The sequence below is a fragment of the Luminiphilus syltensis NOR5-1B genome, from assembly GCF_000158175.1.
GTDB lineage: Bacteria > Pseudomonadota > Gammaproteobacteria > Pseudomonadales > Halieaceae > Luminiphilus > Luminiphilus syltensis.
In genome coordinates this window covers 3122942-3143197 of the sequence record NZ_DS999411.1, presented here as the reverse complement: position 1 = coordinate 3143197, position 20256 = coordinate 3122942, and the positions used below count along the sequence as shown (strand labels likewise).

The window sequence follows — 20256 nt, the reverse complement described above, 5'->3', positions numbered from 1 at the left end:
CCGCTGAATCCCAACGCTAGTGGATGTCCATCCCGACACGAGCTTTGAGCCAGTCGATATCCAACTTCGCTGGATTGGCGATGTACGCGTCTGGATTCTCACTGATCGCCGACAGATATTCCTGGGACACTTTCCAGTCAACGGTTGGTGATGCCTTGCCGCGCGCCTTCAATTCCAGACGCCCTTTGTTGAACTGTACCGTGTAGTAGTCAAACGGTGCGTCTGGATCTTCCTCGTAAACTGCGACTCCCAGGCGTTCCCCGTCAAGCCGTGTCTTCGCCATTTCCAGTACCTTTCCGAAAACAGCGGTATCGGCGTGTTCTTCAATAGCCGAATTGACCGTGTCCAAGGTGTTCATGAACGTATCGTATGTATTGCGCTGTGTCATCGTTAACTCCTCTAGGCATGGGCAAAAAAAGCGGGGGCCATGAACGGCCCCCGACGGCTACCTGACGTTATGAATTTTCGGCGGGTGCGTTGTCGATCAGCGTGGTGATACGACTAGCCGACAACACCTGTCCGTCGAAGAGCTGGTAATCAATGCTTCCTGAGACACTGACCCAGTCACCTTCGTCGACGCGCTGGAAACCATGATTGTCGGTAGGGTTGTAACCCAGTTGATCGGTTTGCACCGTGATTTCATCGGTTCCCGTTTGTACGACGAATTCCTGATCTTCGGTATCCACTTCAGTCACTTCGCCGCGAAGCGTAAATCCGCTTACCACGACGGGCGCGGCAGTAGTCCAGGATGCGCTGGGCATTACGCTGCCCTCTTCATCGTCGCTATCGGCGTAGAAAAAGGTATTCAGATTCTCAACGTAAACCGAACCCGCCTCGATCTTTGCCATTTCAAAGAAGTCATCGTCGATTCGGCCATAGACCGTCACTCTGTCGCCATCAAGTAAACCGTAGGCATCGCCATAGCGATCCCAGTCGTCCATCTCGACGAGAATCGTACCGTCTCCATAATCGAGGACGAACGTGTCAGCGGTGGGTGAGGTGACGGTGCCACCTATACTGACGAAACTGCCATCGGGCTTCGTGTAGGGGGTATCTGCCATCACAGCGCTGCTGGCCGCTACTGCCGCACTCAGTACAAGCGGTGTCAGTGTATGTTTTGCGTTGTGCGTTTTCATAATTCCTCCCTGTTGCGAGTATCTGTACGAGGCGTCGGACGGCGTGTGACGCGAGCCTCTGCCACGAGTAGAGCAACGAGCGTGCCAAACCGATCGGAATGGCATGAATAGTGGCCTTTATGGGAGGGGTGCTTGAATCGACGCTAATTTTCATACGCATCTTGCACATTTTTCACTAGGAATCATGCAGGATTTGCAGTCGTCGCGACGATATCGCTACCCTGTAAGCCTTGATGTTTCACTTGAGGGTAAAAATGCGAGCAAGTTTTCTCGTGCCGGCGACCGAGGAATCAGAGCTGGTCAATAGTCAGCTTGAGCGCCATCGTTTTACAGCGCATCAGCTAACTCCTGATTCGCTGCCCACGCTGTTGGATGCGAGCAATTCCCGATTACCTGAATTGCTGATCGTCGACGCAGATGCGCTCCCGAACGAGCTTGAGCATTATTTGCATGCGCTCGACGATGATTGTGAGCTGATTCTTTTTGGTGAGTCTGCTCAGCAGCAGCGCTTCTCCGAATTATTCGCCAGGGGGAATGCGATATTTTTGCGACGTCCCATCGATAGCGATTTCCTCGAGCAGTTGATCATCGACCGCGCTAAAGAAGTGGCGTGTTCCGCTGCCGCGCTGGATCATACCCCCGACCCACGGCTCGATCAGTTTGGACTGTTATACGGTAGTTCACCGGCGATGAAGCGTCTTTTTCGGCTGCTGCGTAAGGCTTCGAGCTCCGATGCCACCTTATTCGTTTTTGGAGAAAGTGGCACGGGTAAGGAATTGGTGGCCCGTTCGGTTCACGCGTATTCCGCGAGGAGTGAACACAACTTCGACGGTGTTAACTGCGGTGCGTTACCCGCCGAGCTTGTTGAGAGTGAGTTGTTTGGCCACGAGAAGGGCAGTTTCAGCGGGGCTCACAAAGCCCACGCTGGCCTGTTTGAGCGCGTGGGCGCCGGTACCCTCTTGTTGGATGAAGTCACCGAGATGCCCGAGTCTGCCCAGGTAGCACTGCTTCGGGTGCTGGAGACGGGTTATTTCCGCCGTGTGGGCGGTGAGCAGGATCTTCGATGCGATGCGAGGGTGATCACCGCGTGCAACAGGGACCCCCAGCGAGCCGTAGAGGAGGGTGTGCTGAGGGAGGATTTGTTTTATCGGTTGAACCAGATTCCCGTTGAGGTCCCTCCACTCCGCGATAGAGAAGATGATGCATTGAATCTCGCGCGGTTCTTTATCGGGCAGTTTAACGAAGACAGGAGTATGGCCTGTGAGCTGACGCCCGAAGCTGAGAGCCTTATAGGCGAGTATTACTGGCCTGGTAATGTACGACAGCTGCGCAACGCCGTTTACAGCGCATGCCGCGTTAGTGGGGGCGCGCTCGATGCGCAACACCTGGGGCTTGGCAACGCTTCAGAGCCCGGTGTGCCCAGCGAAGAGAAGGCCTCTATCAATGCGGACAACGGGCAGTACGTCTCGTTGCGGGTGGGTACATCACTGCGCGATGTCGAGAAAATCATGGTGTTGGAGACACTGCGCGATAGTGATGACGATAAAAAGAGGGCCGCCGATCGTCTGGGTATCAGTGTGCGGACGCTCTATAACCGGCTGAAAGAATACCGAACGGCCTCGTCGCCCAAAGAGCAGCAGCCATTGGCGTGAATTTTGCGGTTCGTCTCGGAGTCTCTGGCACGACAGCAACCACGGTGAGAGGAAGCGACAGAACGCCCCCGTGTCAGAGCCCTACCGCGAACGTTGGCGGTGCGGTTAATCCATTCACATGGCGCTCACCAGTGCCCTAGGAGGCAAGAATGAACAACAGCGAAACATTCGTGACAACTGGCGAGGTACTCTCAAGTTTTGCGCAGCAGTGCAATGACTGCTGTGCCTATCTAAAGGCCAATCAACAGGTGTCACACACGGTCTTACCCGAGCTTTTGGAATGGGTTGCCAAAAGGCAGGCGAATATTGCGCAGGGTCTGGAGCGATGTGCTGAGGAGGCTCCCGATGGAGTAGTAAAACGACGTCTGCAGTTTGAACCGGGTCATGCCGAGTGGTCCAGCCCGTCGTCGACGGAGGCTGCGATGCGACAGACGATTGACCTCAACAATGCGATTGTCGAAGCGCTGAGTGCCGCCGCAGAGACCGCCCCGCCGGTTGAATTTACCGAGTTGGTGGGTGATTTAACCCGGCAGTTGGAAGGGACCAATCGACGTATTGCTTTGGGTATAGTGACTTCCCAGGATCTGCAGTAGTGGCAGTTCACAACGGAGAAGGTATCTGCTGATTGAAGCCCGCGCCCACGATACCGCTGGAACGCAGCGGTTAACCCGCGCCCCACTGCCATTTAAAGCCTTTCGATAGTTTGCGAAACGGCGGACAGCCTGCGCGTTTTGCAGAATGCTTCGCGAAAGTCTGCAAGAAATGCGCAAGGTCTGCAGATGTTGCAGTAATTCCGAATATCTTTCGGTCTTTTTCGTAAGGCGCACAGCCCAGCCAAGGCGCAAACAGGCGGATTAACCGCACTAAATCATCGGTTGGCACGGTCTGTGCTTAATACAGGGTCCAGCCGCGACGCGCCTTGGATGCGCAGTCGCTACCTGAAACTGGATAAGGAGGAACAATGAGTAGTAATTCAGCACAGAAGATCGCGAATTTCACCGTGCCGGGTATCAAGGACGCATCCGCCGAGGAGGCGATCAAACTGCTTGGCGATCGAATGGTGGCATTGATTGATCTGTCGATGACGCTGAAGCATGTTCACTGGAACGTGATTGGCCCCAACTTTATCGGTGTGCATGAAATGCTTGACCCGCAGGTGGATGCCGTCAGGGCAATGACTGATACGATCGCAGAGCGGATTGCGACCCTTGGGGGTGAGCCTTGGGGTACACCAGGTGCGGTGAGCTCGGTTCGTCGCTGGGACGACTACTCACTGGGTAAGGCCACCGTTGTGGAGCACTTGGGCGCGCTCGATAAAGTCTACTCGGGTGTGAATGCAGACCACCGCGAAACGTTGCAGAAGCTTGCCAAGCATGACCCGGTATCGGAGGACATACTGACCGGCGATCTTGCAGACCTTGAGCAGTTCCAATGGTTTATCAGAGCCCATTTGGAATCCTCAACCGGCGAGCTTCCGACGCAGAAGGCAACCACCGAAAAAGGAGCGGCCCGCGCGGCCTCCAATGCCTAACGCTTAACGCGTTGAGAAAAGCACTTAGACCCGGGCGATTGCCCGGGTTTTTTTTGCCACTTTAAGCCTCTGAGCGGTTACTTGGCTTTTTGGTTGGCGACAAGCAGCATCGTGGTACCGATAATTGCGGCGGCCAGTGAGCCGACCAGGATGCCGATCTTGGCGTCGTCCTGTAGGGCCTCGGTTTGTTCGAATGCCAGCGAGCTGATAAAGAGCGACATCGTGAAGCCAATACCCGCAAGCAGCGCGAGCCCGGTGACATGATGAAAGTTCAGATCTTTGGGAAGCGTACCGATGCCCAGGCGGATACCGAACCAGGCAAAACTCACGATGCCAACCCCTTTGCCAACTACGAGTCCAGCAGCAACGGCAATGGATACGGGAGATTCCAGCAGGGCTTCGGCGGACCCGGGAAGAGCAACGCCGGCATTAAGAAAGGCAAATACCGGGACGATCATCAACATGACCGTGGTACTTATCGACGTTTCCCAGCGCTGCAAGGGTGCGAGCGTGCTGTCAGCCACTTGCCGAACCTCGTCAACCATCTGTTCTTGCTCTTGTGTTTCCAGCACGCTTTGCTCGGGATCATCTGCTTTCTTGAAGCGCTGGATAATCCGCGGTAATCGCTTTTTAAAGAGCTCCTTGGAGGCATAGGGGCGCGCCGGCACGGCCAGGGCGGTGAGAATGCCGGCGGTTGTCGCATGGACCCCGGATTGTAAAACAAACCACCATAGGGCGACTCCCAGTAAGATATAAAGCGGTGGCCGTCGGTGCCCCGTCAGGTTTAAAACGATGAGCCCGAAATAACATGCGGCTGCGCTATACAGATCACCGAGCACGATACCCTCAGAGTAGAAAATACTGATTACCAACACGGCACCGATATCATCGACAATCGCAAGTGCGGAAAGAATCACCAGCGCTACGTGCGGTACCCGGGCACCGAGCGCCGCCAGGATACCGAGAGCGAACGCGGTATCCGTTGCCATGGGTATACCCCAACCCCTCAGGGCGTCGGCCCCGGTGATGCCGTTAACTGTTAGATAAACCACGGCGGGGAATATCATGCCACCGGCTGCCATGCAGAAAACGAGCCCGGACTGGCGCACATCGCGCAACTCGCCGGCGAGGACTTCGCGCTTTATCTCAAGCCCAAGCAGGAAAAAAAAGAACACCATTAGACCGTCATTGATCCAATGTCGAAGCGACATGCTCACTGCCCAGTCACCCAGCGAGATCGACAGCGAGAGGTGTTTCAGCGTCGTGTAAACATCCGCATAAGACGAATTCGCCAGAAACAACGCCAGCGTGACCGCCAGCGCGAGCAAAATGCCGGAAGACGTCTGGCTTTTGACAAATCGCTCCAATGGCGTGAGCAACTTTTCAACCGGTTTTTCGAGGGGGGCAGGATTGCGGTAGTCGTCGGACGGCGGCAAAAGGGCAACCTCTCATTAAGTTCGCAATGTATGGATATCAATCAGGGTAGCTGATTTTATTTGATATCTCATTGTGCGAGCCTGCCGGACTCCGCGCGGCCTTCAAAATTTCGGTGTTTGTCCATCGATTGGTAATACGCGTTGTCCATCGGTAAGCTGGGAATACCATTGATCAAGAGGAGATGATTTATGCAGACAGCCTCCGCTAATCGATTTCCCGTTCATCGCCTAACGGCGATCTCTGCGTTATCGCTACTGCTGGTCGCTTGCGCAAAGACGTCGGATTCTTCTGTTTGGTATCCCGCAGTACAGGCCGAAGAATTTTTCGCCAGCAGTGCGTCACAGGGAGCATTGCTGGAGGGGGAGGTGGCATCACTGAACCTTAGTTGTAGCGAGTTGCTGCCAGCAGCGCGCACATCTCTGAACAATCCCGGCTCGCCAGGTGCTCGCGCGCTCATAGACACCTGTGCTGCCCAGGGACTGGGCTTCTTGGGTGAGGTCGAGTGTCGTAATGATGCGCTTTCAGTGAGCTGCAAATAAACGTAGCGCCGGTTTAAGCCGAAAACAGGTACTTACTTGAGTCAGGCCACGCCTCCACTCGATTCTCCGCCAATAAAGTATCGCTGGCACTGGATACGCACGAGTATCTGGGTAGTACCCATTGGGCTCTGCGTGGCGGCAATAGGGCTGGCCGTTACTGCTCTTCAGGTCGATCGACACTGCCAGGCCTGCTTGCTGATCCTGCCCACGCTGCAGATTGAACTCGATGCGGCGCGCGGTCTGTTGGGCGTACTGATCACCAGTGTTCTCAGTGTTGGCGGGGTCTCTTTTTCGGTGACGATGGTTGCCCTGACGCTTACCTCGGGTCAGTACGGACCAAAGGTATTGCGACACTTTCTCGAGGACAGCCGAAGCAAGCTGTCGTTGGGTCTTTTTTTCGCGACCGCTGTTTACGCGCTGGTAATTTCTGTCGCCTTGCACGACGGAGATCACCCGCGTTTTTCGGTCATCATAGCTTTGCTGCTCGCGCTGGCCGCACTGATTGAGTTTATTGCATTTATTCATCGAACCGCCTCTGATCTTCAGGCGGATCAACTTATTCAGCGGCTGGGTACTCAGTTGAGGCAGGACATGCGCCGGCTTTGTGAGGTCGCTGAACAGGCCAATCGTCTTCATGGGTCGGCTCAATGGCGTCGCAGGGCTCGCGACCGAATCCCCATCGTGATTCGGTCGGGCTATGAGGGCTACGTCCAGACAACGGATATTCCGGCTATCGCCGAGCAGCTGGCGACACTCGAAGCCATGGCCATACTGCGCGTACGGCCCGGGGATTTCGTGGTTCGTGGCGCTGAGCTGTTTACGCTTTTCAAGGCCCGCAATTTTGATATTGATGAAGGCAAATTGGGTATCGAGGAGGCGATCCGCCTGGGGCCCGTAAGAACGCCCATTCAGGACCCTAATTTTCCAATTACACAGATCCAACAGATTGCCGCCCGCGCATTATCGACGGGTATCAATGACCCCGGCACAGCCATTACCTGTATCGACTGGCTAACTCTTGCGCTGGCAGAAATCGTGGATGCCGCTCTGCCTGGGTCGACGGTTCTTGATAAGGAGGGCAAGTGTCGTTTGCTGGTGACCACCCTTGACTTTGCGGCAGTCGCCGATGCGGTGTATTCCCCTTTGCGTCAATTTAGTGGGAGTAATCTACAGGTTTACCAACGGCTTTTTGACTCCCTGAATCGTCTGGCAATGTGCACTGACCGTCCCGAGCGATTGTTAACCCTGCGCACGCAAGGCGAGAGGCTCTGGGAACAAATGGAGCGACAGGACTATCCTGAGCACGACAGAGCACCGGTAAGGCGAAGATTTAAAAAACTGGTTCGTCTCACGCAGGCATCATAAGCAGGGTAACGGGTACTCCTGCGCCTTGGTGAGCGAGACCACGGCTAAAAATTCTCACTCAGCGTTCGGCATAGTGATAACAAAGACTCCACGCAGATCACCGGCGCTGTAACCCAGCGCCTGATCTTCGGGGTAGAGTTGATTCAGTAGTGCAGCCGTGGCCGCTGAGACGTCTTTTCCCGGTGTGCCATGGCATTGGAGGCACATCGCGCCTGCGACAATGGGGTAATAGCCGGTTATTGAGTGCGGTTGCTCCAGTATCCAGGGCGCGGGTGCCTCCCCCTTCGCAAGCAGGGCTTTACTCGCGTTTATATAGTCGAGCTCGGACTCTGACGCCGCGTTATTGGGGTTGCGTGGCTTATCGCTAACCCGACGCACCCCTACCCGATGTTTTTCAGCGATGCTCTGGGTAATCGATTCGGCATTGAGATTACAAAAGTCGATGGCGTGCGTCGGTCCGCCGACCCCCAAAGCCTCGATTAATTTGGCGCCCAATGCATTTCCTGTGTCGGCAGCAATGGCTTTGCCACGCTGTAGGTAGGGCTTTTCACTGACTGAATCATGGGCGATTGTGGCCCCTGTTTGTCCTGCGGAGGAGCTGACGGCGGGCATTAGCCAACCTCCTGTGAGCACGATCAATCCCATGAAAACGGTATTCACGGTAATGCGCATACATCCCCCTCCTGTCGAGTGTGCTTTCAATCGTAACTTTACTCAGTCGGCCCGAATATCGGCCATGGGCTATGAATGCGAAGTGCCGACCACTTTTTTTTCAAATGCCTTTTCGTTACCACTCTAGAATAACCCGTTGAGTTTTCACTGCGCCAGCGATGCTTCGTCGCGGCGGACTGGACACAACCTACCGAGTGAGTGTGGGCTGCAAGTCGGTTTTCGACTTGGTCGACGGGCAGATGAATCGAAGCGGAGGAGGAAATGGAACTAACACTGGAAACGTATAGGAAAACCGACCCGCACAATGGGTCCGATGCACTGGGTACATCGTCGATGATGATTGCCGATAATCTTTACAGAACATTGGAGACGCTGGAAAAGCAGCTGCAGCAGTCGGGCCGCGAAGATTTGCACTACGAGGTGGACCCAGCCGTGATTGCCCTCAGGACTCCAGCCGAATGTGGCGATGTTGAAAACTGTAAATTGCGCTTGTTTATCGATCCGGCGACCGGAAACGGCCAGTTCCATTTGGTGGCGAATGAGCGGGGCGGCCAAACTCTGTATTACACCGAGTCTGCCATGGTGCGAATGGTCGCTCTATGAGCTGGGTTACAAATCATCACCATTCATTTTTGAAACGAGGATCTTATGAACAGCCGTTATTTTTTCTTCACGCCAACGGTAGAGAGCGCGGAAGGCGTGGTCGATGAATTGAAAAAAAAGGGCATCGATGATTCCGATATACACGCAATCGGCAACGATTCGATGTCACTGGAACCTTTACCGGAGGCCGATATTGCGCATCGCAGCGATGTGGTCGATGCCGCCAAGCGCGGCGCAGTGACGGGTGGTGCGATTGGCCTGTTGGGCGGTATTGTCGCCGTAACAGTGCCCGCGGCGACACTTGCGGTTGGCGGCGGCGCCGTGGTGGCAGGGACTGTGCTTGGCAGTGCGCTCGGCACATGGTTTAGCACCATGATTGGGGTCAGTGTTCCCAATCAGGACGTTGAGGAATATCGATCTCGTCTGGACCGTGGCGAAGTCATGGTGATTGTTGATTGTAACGATACGGTATATGCAGATGTGGTGGCAGTTATTGAGTCGCAGGGCAGCAGGGTACTGCTGCATAATGACCTCGAAAGCAGCGCCGCCTGAGATAGAGAACACTCGGTAGAGATCTTCTACAGACGGCGTTGCCCTGATTGCTTATCGGAGGTGGGTTAATCGTCGCTTTCATCGCCTCGGTCTTCGGGGCGACCCGATTTTTTCAGTCCGTCACCGTCACGGGATTTAACCCCTTTCTTATCGTTATCCTCGCGCTGTTTCTCGCCGTTTTTTTTCGCTTCGGATTGCTGATCTTCCCCGGCTACTTCAGCCTGAGACTTTTTCGCCTTTCCCTGCGCTTTCTCGCTGCGGCACTTACCCATGGCCTTGCCTTTACCACCGGTGGCCTCCTTGCACTCCTGGGAGTGCTGACGACCATCGGGCATTCCTTTTCCAGCCTTCTCGCCCGTTTTGTGGTGCGACGCCTGCGCCGTGCCAATAATGGCCAGGGTGGCGATCAGTATTATTGCGTTTAATGCTTTCATGTTTACTCTCCTGTAATGCGTCTTGCTCTGAAGCCGATGAGGTAGCGATATTGCCTAGCCAAGCCGGCGGTAAACCCAAAAAACCAGCCCCTCTGCCGCGAGCATAGCAATAATGATCGCTATCAGTGTGGCCGCCCCGTGAAGGGCCCCCAGGAACTGGACCGCGTCACCCAGTAGAAAGTTGATGACCCCTAACATAATGAACTTGGACCCAAATAGGATGACCCAGGTGAAGAGAACGCGGATTACCAGCCACAGTTTTCCGTCCCGTCCCGCAAACCAGTCGCCTACCCGGTGCTCCAGAGTGAGTGTGGCCTGGAGCAGAAGCTGGAGTAGGACTGCTGCCAGTATGGAAGCCCCGTAACTGGGGATGAGCACCGATGTGCTGTACTCCGCGAAAAGATTCAGTACGACGAGGTCGACGAGAATCGCAATCAGGTAGCGAGTGAATAAACGCTGCCGGTCATTGGCCGGTTTCTGTTTGGGGGCGATGTGGTGTGGTTTGATAGTCGTTTCCTTTTTCGCAGCTCGACGGACTATAGTTTGACGAGCACTCGCTGTCATCAGACAGAAGGATCTCGGGTTGACGATTATCGCCCTGTAGGATGCGAAAGCGTAGTGCGGCTCGCTGGGCTATGCTGCATTGCATAGATCAAGCTAGGAGGGGGCCAATGGCAGATTACGACGCGATTGTCATTGGGGCCGGTCACAACGGCCTTACAGCGGCGAACTACCTCGCACGCGGTGGTATGCGGGTCTGTGTACTCGAGCAACGTAATGTTGTCGGTGGTGCCGCGGTCACCGAAGAGTTCGCTCCTGGCTATCGCAATTCGCTGGCGTCCTACGTGGTGAGCCTGTTGCGCCCGGAAGTTGTGGCCGACCTCGAACTCAAGCGTTTTGGTTACGAGCCGATTCCACTCGGTAACTCGCTGTACCTCGATAGCAAAGGGGACTACCTGCTGCTCACCGGCGATGACGCCCACGATCGTACCCAGTTTGAAAAGTTTTCCCTCACCGACTACGACGCTTACCTCGCGTTTGAGCACTCAATCGAGCAAATCGGTGGCCTTTTGGCCAAGCAGTGGCTCCGCGAGCCGCCCAAGCTAGCCGGTGGAGGCGTTACCGACCTGATTGACAGCCTGAGGATTGGCAAGGACGTATGGCGTCTTGATGATGACGCCCGCTGGCGTTTGGTGCAGTTTTTCATCGGCGCGCCGCAGTCGATTATCGATCGCTGGTTTGAGAGCGACAAAGTCAAGTCCATGGTGGCTGCGCACATCATGCCTGCCAACTACGCACCACTCACGCAACCCGGTGCCAGCCTGTCGATGTTGCACCATGCGGTCGGAGAGATTGATGGTCGCAAAGGAGCCTGGGGGGTTGTTCGCGGCGGCATGGGGGCGATTACCCAGGCGATGGCTGAATCGGCCCGGGAGAAGGGCGTTGAGATCCGCACAGGGGTTTCGGTCGAGCAGATTCTGGTCAACAAAGGCGCGGTAGGCGGAGTGAAGCTGTCCGATGGCCGCGAGCTGTCGGCACCGGTGGTTGCCGCCAATACGGACCCTAAGCGAACTTTTCTCGGCATGCTCGGCGAACAGCATTTACCGGGCGATTTCGTCAGGGATATCAAGGCGTTTCGTCAGGAGTCGGCATCGCTACGGATGAATCTGGCTTTATCCGGTTTGCCTGAGTTTGCAGCGCTGCCGTCCCAGGGGATCGGTCCCCACCACACCGCCAGCATTACTCTGATCGAAAATGCGGAGCATCTTGACGCGGCTTACCACAGCGCGCGCTCGGGTGTTCCCGCCCATCCGCCGATCATCGAATCGATTATTCCCAGTACCATGGATTCCGATCTCACCGATCAGGATGGCCATCATGTCATGAGTCTGTTGTGCAAATACATGCCCTACGATCTGGCGGGCGGTGCGCACTGGGATGAGGAAAAACCCCGCGTCGTGAATCAGATTCTCGATCATGTGGCGGGCTTTATACCCAATCTGAAAGAAATACTGGTGGCGCACCAGTGCCTGACTCCGCTCGATCTCGAACGAACCTTTGGTATGACCCGGGGTGATATCTGTCACGGACGGCTCGAGCCGGATCAATTGTTCACGATGCGCCCACATCCTGATGCGGCGCAATATGCAACGCCAATGCCCGGTCTCTATCTTTGCGGTTCGGGCGCGCATCCTGGGGGCGGAGTCACCGGAGCACCCGGCCACAACGCTGCGCGGCGAATACTGAAGGATCGATGATGACTGATACGACGCCGACAAAAACGATCGCAGAAAGCAGGGAATCACTCATCCTGGGCCTCTATATGGCCCTCGCGGGGTATGCCGTGCTTGCGGGCATTCCCGTCATCAGTACTGCCTGGTCGAATCTACTGGGTTTTACCGAGGAGCAGGTGGGCCGAGTCGCGGGAGCCGACCTCGGTGGTCTTGCAGCGGGGGCGGTGCTCGCTGCACTCTTCGTGGCCAAGGCGAATCGGCGTCAAATTGTTTTGGTAGCGATTGCCATCGCGGCGGTAGCCAACGTGGCATGCGCGTTTTATCAGGATTACATGACAACCCTGATCTTACGGTTTATAGCGGGTGTGGGCAGTGGCTTGTTCACGGGTGTCGCCGTTGCCACGCTGGGAGCAAGGAGCAATCCGGCCAAGGCGTTCAATTACCTGTTGTTTAGTTTTGCGTTTGTCCAGGCCGGTGAGATGTATGTGTTGCCCCGGTTACCAATGACTACTATCTACTTCGTGTTTGCGGCGACTTACTTGATTACGGTGCCATTGCTCCGTTGGTTGCCCGAGCGTCCTCCCGAAACGGTGCTGTCTGAAGAGACCGACGAGGGTGATTCATCGGTCGCGGTTAGTCCCGCGATACCCAAATCGGTGCCCTGGTTATTTCTCATCGCTATGGCACTAACCTACGTCAATATCGGCGCGTACTGGACCTATATTGAACTCGCCAGCGCCCGCGCTGGACTCGATGCCGAGTGGGTCTCCAGCGTTTTGGTGTGGGTATCGTTATTTGGACTTATCGGCTGCCTTGTCGCTACGGTTATCAGTGATCGGGTGGGCATGGGTAAGCCGCTGCTATTAACCCTGCTGCTACACGCCTTTGTTGTTTACCTTCTGGTCAATGATATCGATCCGCCGCGTTTTCTCATCAGCGTCTATGCGTTCAATTTTCTCTGGATTTTTATCGACGTCTACCAGATGGGGTCGGTCGCCAGTGTCTGCAAAACCGGGCGTTTTGCGACCCTGATGCCGGCGGCTCAGGGTATTGGACAGATTATTGGCCCCAATATCGCCGCCTCGTTGCTCGCCGCGGGCCACGGCTATTCATCGGTATTTTTGCTCTGCGCCCTCGCATCACTCGCAGCCTTCGTCGTGTACTTTATTGCCTACCTGTTGTTGCGCGGACTGCCCTCTGATGTGGTTGCCGGCGCCAAGAGCATAGGTGCCAAGGCGATAGGCATGCGCGCCTAGCGCTCCCGCAGGATTACCTTGGCGGCATTTCGTCCGGGAAGGCCACTGACACCGCCGCCGGGGTGGGCACCCGAGCCGCAGAGGTAAACGCCTTCCGTAGGCATCTTGTGCGCGGCGTGTCCGGGAATGGGGCGCATCGAGTAAAACTGATCAAGATGCAGCGCGCCGTGGAAGATATCACCACCCACCATATTCAGATCGCGCTCGATATCGAGGGGCGTTTTGATCTGGCGACCGACGACCGAAGCCTTGAAGTTGGGCGCCTGTCGGTCAATCGCATCGATGACGTGGTCGGCAACCTGTTCCCTGACGTCATCCCAGTTTTGCCCGTTCGGGAGATGGCGCTGGAAATGCTGGCAGAACAAGCTGGCGACGTGTGCGCCTTTCGGTGCGAGGGTGTCATCCTGGGTGCTGGGTATTTGCATCGACACAATAGGTCGCTGTGACCACCCGTGAGATTTAGCGGTGTCATAAGCATCGCGGATATAGGGCAGTGACTGGCACAGTTCGATAGCGCCTTCAAAGTGAAATTCGCCCTTACCTTTCATCTGGGTAAATTGTGGGAGTTCGGATATCGCCACGTTCATGCGGAAGGTCGCCGAATGGCTTCTGTAAGCATCGATCCGACGCTGATCGTCAGGAGCCTTGGGCTCGTCCCCCAAAAGCTTGTTCAACAGTATTTGCGGATGCACATTGGCCGCGATTTGCTTGGCGCGGAACTCTCGGCCGTCCTCGGTCACAACGCCACAGGCATGCCCGCGTTCTACCAGGATTTTCTCGACCGCTGCATTGGTCTCTATGGTCACACCGCGGGCCCTGGCCGATGCCGCCATCGAATCGCTAATGGCGCCCATGCCGCCGCGTGCTATACCCCACGCACCGGTTTTGCCATTGACCTCGCCGAAGGCGTGGTGAAGCAGGACGTAGGCGGTTCCCGGCTGGTAGGGATCGGCAAAGTTACCAATAATGCCCTCGAAGCCGAGAAGACCCTTGAGTGCCTCGCCTTCGAACCAGGAATCGAGGTGGTCACCGAGGGAGCGGGTCATTAACTCCCCGAGCACCATCTGATGTTTGGCGTCGAGTTTGCGCAGGGCGTTGCCACCTTTTGCCAGATTCCAGAGATCGCGCAGGCCGCCACCCATGTTGGGCGGGGCTTCCATGGCCAGGGCACGGACCGCTTTGGCCACCACTTCAATTTCGTTTTCGAAGGCATCAATGCGTTCGGCATCGCGCTTTGAAAAGCGCGCAATCTCGCGCTTCGCCTGTTCGCCGTCGCGGGTGAGCTGCAGCGTATCGCCCTCGAGCAGACTGAGACTACCCGCGCTGCGTTCCATGATCTCCAGGCCGTGCTCCTCCAACTGCAGGTCCTTGATCACCGCGGGGTGCAGCAAGCTTACGGAGTAGGAGTACACGGTGTTGCGGAACCCGGGGTGGAACTCCTCGGTAACTGCCGCGCCGCCCACTTTATCGCGCCGCTCCAGCACCAGCACTTTTTGACCCGCGCCCGCGAGGTACCCAGCGCAGGTTAATCCGTTGTGTCCGCCACCGATGACAATGACATCGTAGTCTTGCTTCATTGGGTTCTCCTCGCTAGGTCAGCGGTTTTTAAAGCGCGTCCAAAAGTTTGTAATAGGCCATACCCAAAGCCAGGCCCGGCCGCCGCAATAGCTTTCCGCCGGGGAAGGGCATGTGACGGATACTCGCCATAATATCGAAGCGTCGTGGGTCCCCCGCCAGCATCTCTGCGGTAATTCGCGCCATGATGTGCGTGGGGCAAACGCCGTGGCCTGAGTACGCCTGGATATAGCTCACGTTATCGGAAAGGTGGCCCAGCTGGGGCATGCGGTTGATACCAATTCCGATCCAGCCACTCCAGGCGAAATCGATGCGGACGTCAGCGAGCTGTGGGTAGACGGCCGCCAACTTTTTACGCATAACGCCGTGGAGGTCGCGAGGTTCAAGCCCGGTGTAGTTGGATAGCCCGCCGAACAGCAGTCGGTTATCACCGGAGAGTCGGAAGTAGTCCAAGGCCGTGCGCGGATCGCAGACCGCCACATCCCCCGGGAGGATTTCACGGGCCATTTCCTCAGACAGTGGCTCGGTGCCGATGACCGAGCTGCAGGAGGGCAGAACGCGGGTCGCCAGTTTTGGAACCAGGCCGCCCATGTAGGCATTACCTGCCAGCACTACGCGCTTGGCCGAAATACTCCCCTGCTCGGTTCGGATGACGGTACGCGCTCCATACTCGATGTCGGTCACTTTGGATTGCTCGAAGATTCTACCGCCGAGCTGTTCGAGTGCCGCGGCCTCGCCGATACACAGATTCAGGGGGTGTATGTGTCCATTGCCGTCGTTGTAAAGCCCACCGAGATAGCGGTCAGAATTGACGTAGTGCTTGAGTTCATCGCGGTCGAGAAGACGATACGTATGGGGATTACCGATCTGCTTCTCGAAATCCCGCCATTCGGCAAACTGCTTCATATGCCGGGGCTTGAGCGCTACGTCGCAGTAGCCCCACTTGAGATCGCATTCGATACCGTAGCGCTCAACACGCTCGGCAATGATCTCACGGCCCTCAAGGCCCATTCCATAAATGGCCTTGACGCCCTCCTCACCAATGGTTTTGACGAAGCGTTCCGGGTCATGGCCCAAGCCCCCAATGATTTGTCCGCCGTTGCGGCCGCTGGCGCCCCAGCCAATGCGGTGGGCCTCAACCAGCGCGACATCCATGCCACGTTCCGCCAGTTCCAGCGCGAGATTGGCGCCGGTAAAACCACCACCGACCACCACCACGTCTGCCGTATGATCCCCTTCCAGGCGAGGGTAATCGGTCTTGCGATTCACGCTGGCGGCGTAATAGGAGCCGGTGTGCCCGGTACTGATTTCTGGCGCGCGCAAGCCAAACATGCCAAGTCCTCTGGGAAAGCGAAAACATAAATAAACTAAAGAATAGCGCAGGGGGGCTGTTATCGAATTCACCCCTATACGTCAGGTAGATCGTGATCAAGGTGCGTCCTAGGTTGAAATCCGGTGAGTCGGGAGGAGAAAGCGGTGTTTGCACAGCCTGAAGAGCTCGAAGCGTTTATTGGCGAGAACCCTGATATTGAGCTCCTGGAGCTGTTGATGCCGGACATGCACGGCTTGCTCCGCTGCAAGCGTATCCAGCGCAGCGAATTTGCCGGACTTTTCGAAGGTAAGTTTACGGTTCCGATTACGATTCCGCTGCTGGGTATTCGCGGTGATCTGTACGACGGTTTAGACCTCAACATCATCGGCGGTGACCCCGATCAGTTACTGCGGCCGATTTCAGGAACACTGGCCCGGGTGCCCTGGCTCGATTCACCGACGGCGCAGGTGGTGACCGGATTTGCCAATGACGATGGCAGCTTGGCCTGGATGGATCCCCGGTCACCCTTGCTCTCAGTACTCAAGCGCTACAAGGCTGGGGGCCTATCGCCGGTGGTGGCTACCGAATTGGAGTTTTACCTGCTCGAAAATGGCGATGGGCCGCGGCCGAAACCACTAACTGGAAGGATTACGGGTACCGGCCTGAGCCAGCAGGGTATTCAGTACTGCATGCCTGATGACCTGATCGACTGCGAGCCGTTTCTTGAGGGCGTTCGCAAAGCCTGCCAGCTACACGACGTGCCGCTGACCGCAATACACAGCGAGTTTTCGCCGGGGCAGTGGGAGATCAACACGCATCACCAGAAAGACGCTATTTTGGCTGCCAGCCACGCGCCGTTGTTGCGACGAATTGTCAAGTGCGTTGCTCGGCAGCATGGCTACGCGGCTACCTTTATGGCCAAGCCTTTTGCCGACATTGCCGGTAGCGGCATGCATATTCACGCGAGTGTTTATAACGCTTCAGGGGATAACATTTTCGCCGACATCGAGCCCGGGCAGGCGCCGATCGATAGCCCTACGCTGCGCGCCGCGGTGGGCGGCCTGGCTGAAGCGGTTAACGAATCGATGGCGATTTTCGCACCCAACGTCAACTCTTATCGCCGATTTACCCGCGGCGAATTCGCACCATCGCGCCCGAGCTGGGGCTACGATCATCGCGAGGTCGCCCTGCGAATACCGGCCTCCGATGACAAGAGTCGTCGCATTGAACACCGCATCTCCGGCGCCGACACCAATCCCTACCTGGTGGTCGCTGCGGTGCTTGCTGGGATCCATCACGGCATTACCACCAACGCCGATCCCGGGCCGCCGGCAGAGCGCAGTACTGACTTCACCCAACAACCGGTAACCCTGCCCCAGCGCCTCGATGCTGCTCTTGAGATGTTTCGTAACGGAAAAATTCTACCGGCGTACCTGGGGGAGCAGTATTGTCAGGCGTTCGCTACCCTGCGCCAGGGCGAATGCGACGATTATCACAGCCAGATTCCCGATCTGGATTACCAGTGGTACCTGCGGGCACTCTGACCTCACACTCCGATGCCACACCCTGATCTCAGTTGCAGCGGTGTTCAGGATCGTTACTGAAGACTGGCAGGGCCCACAATCGTGAGCTCAATCAGTTGTGGCTGCGGCGGAAACTTGCGGGTGTCTGCCCGGTTGCTTTCTTGAAGGCGGTGTAAAACGTAGAGGTGGAGTTGAAGCCCACTGAAAGCGCGACATCAAGAATCGCGGGGAAGCGGTTATCGGGTTGCACGAGGATTTGCTGTGCTTCATCAACGCGGTAACGGTTGATGTAATCAAAAAAGCTCATTTCGTGACCGGCGTTGATGGCCTGAGAGAGGTGGTTCACTGAGCAGCCGACCCGTTCGGCGAGTCGCGGAAGCGTCAATTCAGGGTCGAGAAACAGCTTGTTTTTGCCCATCAGCTGATCGAGCGTGGTAAGCACCTGCTCCATAGCCGACTCGCTGAGTCCGGATTTGGCGTATCGATCGGTTTTTGTGCTGCGTTTCCCGGGTTCGCTGGGTAATCGATAGTAATCGCTGATGCTGCGTGCACCGCGGTCACCCAGCTCGATAAACTCCGCGCCGCCCCAGCTGGGCTGGGCTTCATCATCATCCGGCGAGGTGACACGGTACTGAAAGGCCAACGTCCCATCGTTGATAAGCACGTCGCCTTGCAATTCGTAGCGATAATTGTCCTTTTTGAAATACTCGACCAGGTGCGCCACCAGCGCGTCACCCGTCAAATCCTGCTGATTGGGTATATCAACATAGTGACCATCTCGGCAGAAATGACTGGCTACGCCCTCCGGGTCGCGATGGTTCCAAGCTGAAAGGTAGCTCTTTACGAAATCGTGCGGCGTACTCATAAACCACTCCTGGGCAGGCGCCCAACGGCGGCCAGCGGAAAGCTCGATGGATACAGAAATTACGAACCTACACGCACGGTGGATCAGCGCGCTACATTTCGGGAGAAAAAAGCGATTTCGGCAGGGCTAATTACCCAGAAAGGGTTAGGTTTTTATGCGCCAACAGGTAGTCCAGCCTACCTCACCCACTCCATGACAGAAGCAATTGTCGTTGTCAGCGAGTGCCTTGCAGAGCAATGATTGAAAGACTGTGCGGGCCTTGATGCTTCTAGCCCGCGATGAAACTTATTTGGACGTGGTTCACAGCGACCCGAAGGCGGAGCGCTTCAAAGGAGCCGGATCAAAACTCTCCGGGTGGTGTTTGGCGTGCACGGGGCGGCATCCAGAAGGGCTTGTCCTGCACCTTACACTTCGCAACCTTGCGATAGGGTCGCAACTCCTTGTAATGATAAATCTCGGCCCAGATTTCACCGGTCAGGGCTTTGGTATCAATCATCGCCAGCGCGATATTGGCTTTCACCGATGGGGACCACATGGCGCTGGTCACATAACCAATCTGGTTGCGGCAGCCTTTGCTGTCGTAAAGAATAGCTTCTTCGGCGGGTTTATTACCTTCGATATCCAGCTTGACCAACAGCTGTTTGGTGCCTTTTTGCTTTTGCTCAAGCAGGGCGCGGCGGCCATTGAAATGGGGCTTTTTGAAATCCACCAGCCAGCCCAGGTTCAGCTCGAGCGGGGTTTGGTCGTGCTCGAAATTAATGGTTTTCGGTGCCTCGTTGAATTCCATATAGGGCATGATGAATCCTGCCTCGAGGCGGGCCATATTGGTAGCCGCTTCCCCGTAGGGCTGAATACCATAATCCTCACCCGCCTCGTACAGCGCGTCCCACAAGGGCAGGGCGTATTCGGCGTCGATCCAGAGTTCGTAGCCAAGATCACCGGTAAAGCCCGTGCGGGAGATCATCAGTTCGGTACCGACGAAGGGAACCCGCGTGAAGCCGAAGGGCTTGAGTTCGGCGACGGCATCGCCGACGCCCATATTTTTGAGGGTCGAGAAGCTGGTGGGACCCTGCAGCGACAGACCGGCCAATTGCTCGGTGTGTTCGGTAATCGTGACCTTATCGAAGCCCAGCGCGCTTTTGGCCAGCCACGCAAGACAGGGGCTCCCGCAAGTCAGCATGTAGCGGTTGTCATCGAGCCGGAAAATCGTTCCGTCATCGATCATTCGGCCAGTATCGTCGCACCAGCAGCAGTAAGTAATTCGGTTGACGCGCAACTTGGTCAGGTCGCGGGTCACCATCCGGTCGAGCATGGCGAGGGCGTCTTCACCTTCGACCAGGAACTTCTGCATTGGGCAGATATCGTACGTGCCGCAGGTGTTGCGAATGCAGAAATACTCGTAGGTGGCTTCGTAGTAGTAATCGGCGAACTTATAACCGTTCCAGGCCGACCACGCATCGCGGATATTAAGCTCCGCCTGTCTGGGGTGAAAAGGAGACAGCTTCAGCCGCTCTCCGGCAAAGCGATCGTCGGAAGACAGTTCGGGATCTGCAGGGGCTACAATATTCAT

The 20256-nt window shown here is 56.2% G+C and carries 20 protein-coding genes; 10 read left to right on the top strand and 10 right to left on the bottom strand.

What is annotated here, in order from left to right; translation table 11 throughout:
• Positions 1 to 16 precede the first annotated feature (16 nt).
• Positions 17 to 388 carry a hypothetical protein gene (locus tag NOR51B_RS14230; protein WP_040482167.1) on the bottom strand — a complete coding sequence of 124 codons (372 nt, stop codon included), beginning with the start codon at positions 386 to 388 and terminating at the stop codon, positions 17 to 19.
• Between the two features lie 67 nt (positions 389 to 455).
• Positions 456 to 1136, bottom strand: a complete 681-nt coding sequence (locus NOR51B_RS14225) for a hypothetical protein (protein ID WP_009020921.1) — start codon at positions 1134 to 1136, stop codon at positions 456 to 458.
• Positions 1137 to 1390: 254 nt separating this feature from the next.
• Between NOR51B_RS14225 and NOR51B_RS14220 the strand changes: the two genes are divergently transcribed.
• The 3 genes from NOR51B_RS14220 to dps all read left to right on the top strand — a co-directional run bounded on the left by NOR51B_RS14220 (position 1391) and on the right by dps (position 4319).
• Entirely contained in the window at positions 1391 to 2788 is a 1398-nt protein-coding gene (locus tag NOR51B_RS14220; RefSeq protein ID WP_050759501.1) for a sigma 54-interacting transcriptional regulator, read from the top strand.
• Between the two features lie 149 nt (positions 2789 to 2937).
• Positions 2938 to 3381 (top strand): hypothetical protein, encoded by a 444-nt coding sequence (locus NOR51B_RS14215; protein WP_009019584.1) that lies wholly within the window; start codon positions 2938 to 2940, stop codon positions 3379 to 3381.
• A gap of 368 nt (positions 3382 to 3749) precedes the next feature.
• Complete coding sequence (gene dps / locus NOR51B_RS14210; protein ID WP_009019551.1) at positions 3750 to 4319, top strand: DNA starvation/stationary phase protection protein Dps; 570 nt, start codon at positions 3750 to 3752, stop codon at positions 4317 to 4319.
• Positions 4320 to 4396: 77 nt separating this feature from the next.
• On the opposite strand, the gene nhaA is transcribed toward dps, so the two are convergent.
• Complete coding sequence (gene nhaA, locus NOR51B_RS14205; protein WP_009021236.1) at positions 4397 to 5755, bottom strand: Na+/H+ antiporter NhaA; 1359 nt, start codon at positions 5753 to 5755, stop codon at positions 4397 to 4399.
• A gap of 189 nt (positions 5756 to 5944) precedes the next feature.
• Between nhaA and NOR51B_RS15760 the strand changes: the two genes are divergently transcribed.
• Together NOR51B_RS15760 and NOR51B_RS14195 are read left to right on the top strand one after the other, a co-directional pair.
• A complete protein-coding gene (locus NOR51B_RS15760) occupies positions 5945 to 6295 on the top strand; it encodes a hypothetical protein (RefSeq protein WP_009020566.1) in 351 nt (116 codons plus the stop codon).
• A gap of 36 nt (positions 6296 to 6331) precedes the next feature.
• On the top strand, positions 6332 to 7660 hold the full coding sequence (locus NOR51B_RS14195; RefSeq protein WP_230198480.1) for a DUF2254 domain-containing protein: 1329 nt from the start codon (positions 6332 to 6334) through the stop codon (positions 7658 to 7660).
• Positions 7661 to 7714: 54 nt separating this feature from the next.
• Here the strand turns inward: NOR51B_RS14195 and NOR51B_RS15080 are convergent, their stop codons facing one another.
• A complete protein-coding gene (locus tag NOR51B_RS15080; protein ID WP_009020670.1) occupies positions 7715 to 8332 on the bottom strand; it encodes a Tll0287-like domain-containing protein in 618 nt (205 codons plus the stop codon).
• A 261-nt stretch (positions 8333 to 8593) separates the two neighbouring features.
• On the opposite strand from NOR51B_RS15080, the gene NOR51B_RS14185 reads away from it, so the two are divergent.
• On the top strand, positions 8594 to 8935 hold the full coding sequence (locus NOR51B_RS14185) for a hypothetical protein (RefSeq protein ID WP_009020386.1): 342 nt from the start codon (positions 8594 to 8596) through the stop codon (positions 8933 to 8935).
• A 45-nt stretch (positions 8936 to 8980) separates the two neighbouring features.
• Entirely contained in the window at positions 8981 to 9487 is a 507-nt protein-coding gene (locus NOR51B_RS14180) for a hypothetical protein (protein ID WP_009020500.1), read from the top strand.
• A gap of 65 nt (positions 9488 to 9552) precedes the next feature.
• On the opposite strand, the gene NOR51B_RS14175 is transcribed toward NOR51B_RS14180, so the two are convergent.
• Both NOR51B_RS14175 and NOR51B_RS14170 read right to left on the bottom strand, forming a co-directional pair.
• Complete coding sequence (locus NOR51B_RS14175; RefSeq protein ID WP_009020852.1) at positions 9553 to 9921, bottom strand: hypothetical protein; 369 nt, start codon at positions 9919 to 9921, stop codon at positions 9553 to 9555.
• A gap of 54 nt (positions 9922 to 9975) precedes the next feature.
• Positions 9976 to 10485 carry a hypothetical protein gene (locus NOR51B_RS14170; protein WP_009021350.1) on the bottom strand — a complete coding sequence of 170 codons (510 nt, stop codon included), beginning with the start codon at positions 10483 to 10485 and terminating at the stop codon, positions 9976 to 9978.
• A 107-nt stretch (positions 10486 to 10592) separates the two neighbouring features.
• Between NOR51B_RS14170 and NOR51B_RS14165 the strand changes: the two genes are divergently transcribed.
• Positions 10593 to 12179, top strand: coding sequence for a phytoene desaturase family protein (locus NOR51B_RS14165; protein ID WP_009021589.1), 1587 nt, complete (start codon positions 10593 to 10595; stop codon positions 12177 to 12179).
• Positions 12179 to 13411, top strand: coding sequence for an MFS transporter (locus tag NOR51B_RS14160; protein WP_230198479.1), 1233 nt, complete (start codon positions 12179 to 12181; stop codon positions 13409 to 13411). Before NOR51B_RS14165 ends, NOR51B_RS14160 begins: the two co-directional genes overlap by 1 nt.
• On the opposite strand, the gene NOR51B_RS14155 is transcribed toward NOR51B_RS14160, so the two are convergent.
• Together NOR51B_RS14155 and NOR51B_RS14150 are read right to left on the bottom strand one after the other, a co-directional pair.
• Positions 13408 to 14988, bottom strand: a complete 1581-nt coding sequence (locus tag NOR51B_RS14155; protein WP_009020031.1) for a phytoene desaturase family protein — start codon at positions 14986 to 14988, stop codon at positions 13408 to 13410. The genes NOR51B_RS14160 and NOR51B_RS14155 overlap by 4 nt on opposite strands.
• 28 nt (positions 14989 to 15016) lie before the next feature.
• Positions 15017 to 16318 (bottom strand): NAD(P)/FAD-dependent oxidoreductase, encoded by a 1302-nt coding sequence (locus tag NOR51B_RS14150; RefSeq protein ID WP_009019840.1) that lies wholly within the window; start codon positions 16316 to 16318, stop codon positions 15017 to 15019.
• A 144-nt stretch (positions 16319 to 16462) separates the two neighbouring features.
• Here NOR51B_RS14150 and NOR51B_RS14145 point away from each other — a divergent pair, with 144 nt between their 5' ends.
• Positions 16463 to 17842, top strand: coding sequence for a glutamine synthetase family protein (locus NOR51B_RS14145; protein ID WP_040482166.1), 1380 nt, complete (start codon positions 16463 to 16465; stop codon positions 17840 to 17842).
• 91 nt (positions 17843 to 17933) lie between these two features.
• Here the strand turns inward: NOR51B_RS14145 and NOR51B_RS14140 are convergent, their stop codons facing one another.
• Together NOR51B_RS14140 and NOR51B_RS14135 are read right to left on the bottom strand one after the other, a co-directional pair.
• The gene (locus NOR51B_RS14140; RefSeq protein WP_009019512.1) at positions 17934 to 18686 is read right to left on the bottom strand and encodes a helix-turn-helix domain-containing protein; all 753 of its coding nucleotides are present in this window, start codon (positions 18684 to 18686) and stop codon (positions 17934 to 17936) included.
• Positions 18687 to 19026: 340 nt separating this feature from the next.
• Positions 19027 to 20256, bottom strand: coding sequence for an aminomethyltransferase family protein (locus NOR51B_RS14135; RefSeq protein WP_009019173.1), 1230 nt, complete (start codon positions 20254 to 20256; stop codon positions 19027 to 19029).

Excerpts from the sequence above, each read along its gene's own strand:
- NOR51B_RS14165 (WP_009021589.1), top strand. The coding sequence starts at position 10,593 with ATGGCAGATTACGACGCGATTGTCATTGGGGCCGGTCACAACGGCCTT.
- dps (WP_009019551.1), top strand. The coding sequence starts at position 3,750 with ATGAGTAGTAATTCAGCACAGAAGATCGCGAATTTCACCGTGCCGGGT.
- NOR51B_RS15760 (WP_009020566.1), top strand. The coding sequence starts at position 5,945 with ATGCAGACAGCCTCCGCTAATCGATTTCCCGTTCATCGCCTAACGGCG.
- NOR51B_RS14150 (WP_009019840.1), bottom strand. The coding sequence starts at position 16,318 with ATGTTTGGCTTGCGCGCGCCAGAAATCAGTACCGGGCACACCGGCTCC.
- NOR51B_RS15080 (WP_009020670.1), bottom strand. The coding sequence starts at position 8,332 with ATGCGCATTACCGTGAATACCGTTTTCATGGGATTGATCGTGCTCACA.
- NOR51B_RS14185 (WP_009020386.1), top strand. The coding sequence starts at position 8,594 with ATGGAACTAACACTGGAAACGTATAGGAAAACCGACCCGCACAATGGG.
- NOR51B_RS14180 (WP_009020500.1), top strand. The coding sequence starts at position 8,981 with ATGAACAGCCGTTATTTTTTCTTCACGCCAACGGTAGAGAGCGCGGAA.
- NOR51B_RS14170 (WP_009021350.1), bottom strand. The coding sequence starts at position 10,485 with ATGACAGCGAGTGCTCGTCAAACTATAGTCCGTCGAGCTGCGAAAAAG.
- NOR51B_RS14225 (WP_009020921.1), bottom strand. The coding sequence starts at position 1,136 with ATGAAAACGCACAACGCAAAACATACACTGACACCGCTTGTACTGAGT.
- NOR51B_RS14220 (WP_050759501.1), top strand. The coding sequence starts at position 1,391 with ATGCGAGCAAGTTTTCTCGTGCCGGCGACCGAGGAATCAGAGCTGGTC.
- NOR51B_RS14215 (WP_009019584.1), top strand. The coding sequence starts at position 2,938 with ATGAACAACAGCGAAACATTCGTGACAACTGGCGAGGTACTCTCAAGT.
- NOR51B_RS14135 (WP_009019173.1), bottom strand. The coding sequence starts at position 20,256 with ATGAATATTGTAGCCCCTGCAGATCCCGAACTGTCTTCCGACGATCGC.
- NOR51B_RS14155 (WP_009020031.1), bottom strand. The coding sequence starts at position 14,988 with ATGAAGCAAGACTACGATGTCATTGTCATCGGTGGCGGACACAACGGA.
- NOR51B_RS14140 (WP_009019512.1), bottom strand. The coding sequence starts at position 18,686 with ATGAGTACGCCGCACGATTTCGTAAAGAGCTACCTTTCAGCTTGGAAC.
- NOR51B_RS14175 (WP_009020852.1), bottom strand. The coding sequence starts at position 9,921 with ATGAAAGCATTAAACGCAATAATACTGATCGCCACCCTGGCCATTATT.
- NOR51B_RS14160 (WP_230198479.1), top strand. The coding sequence starts at position 12,179 with ATGACTGATACGACGCCGACAAAAACGATCGCAGAAAGCAGGGAATCA.
- NOR51B_RS14230 (WP_040482167.1), bottom strand. The coding sequence starts at position 388 with ATGACACAGCGCAATACATACGATACGTTCATGAACACCTTGGACACG.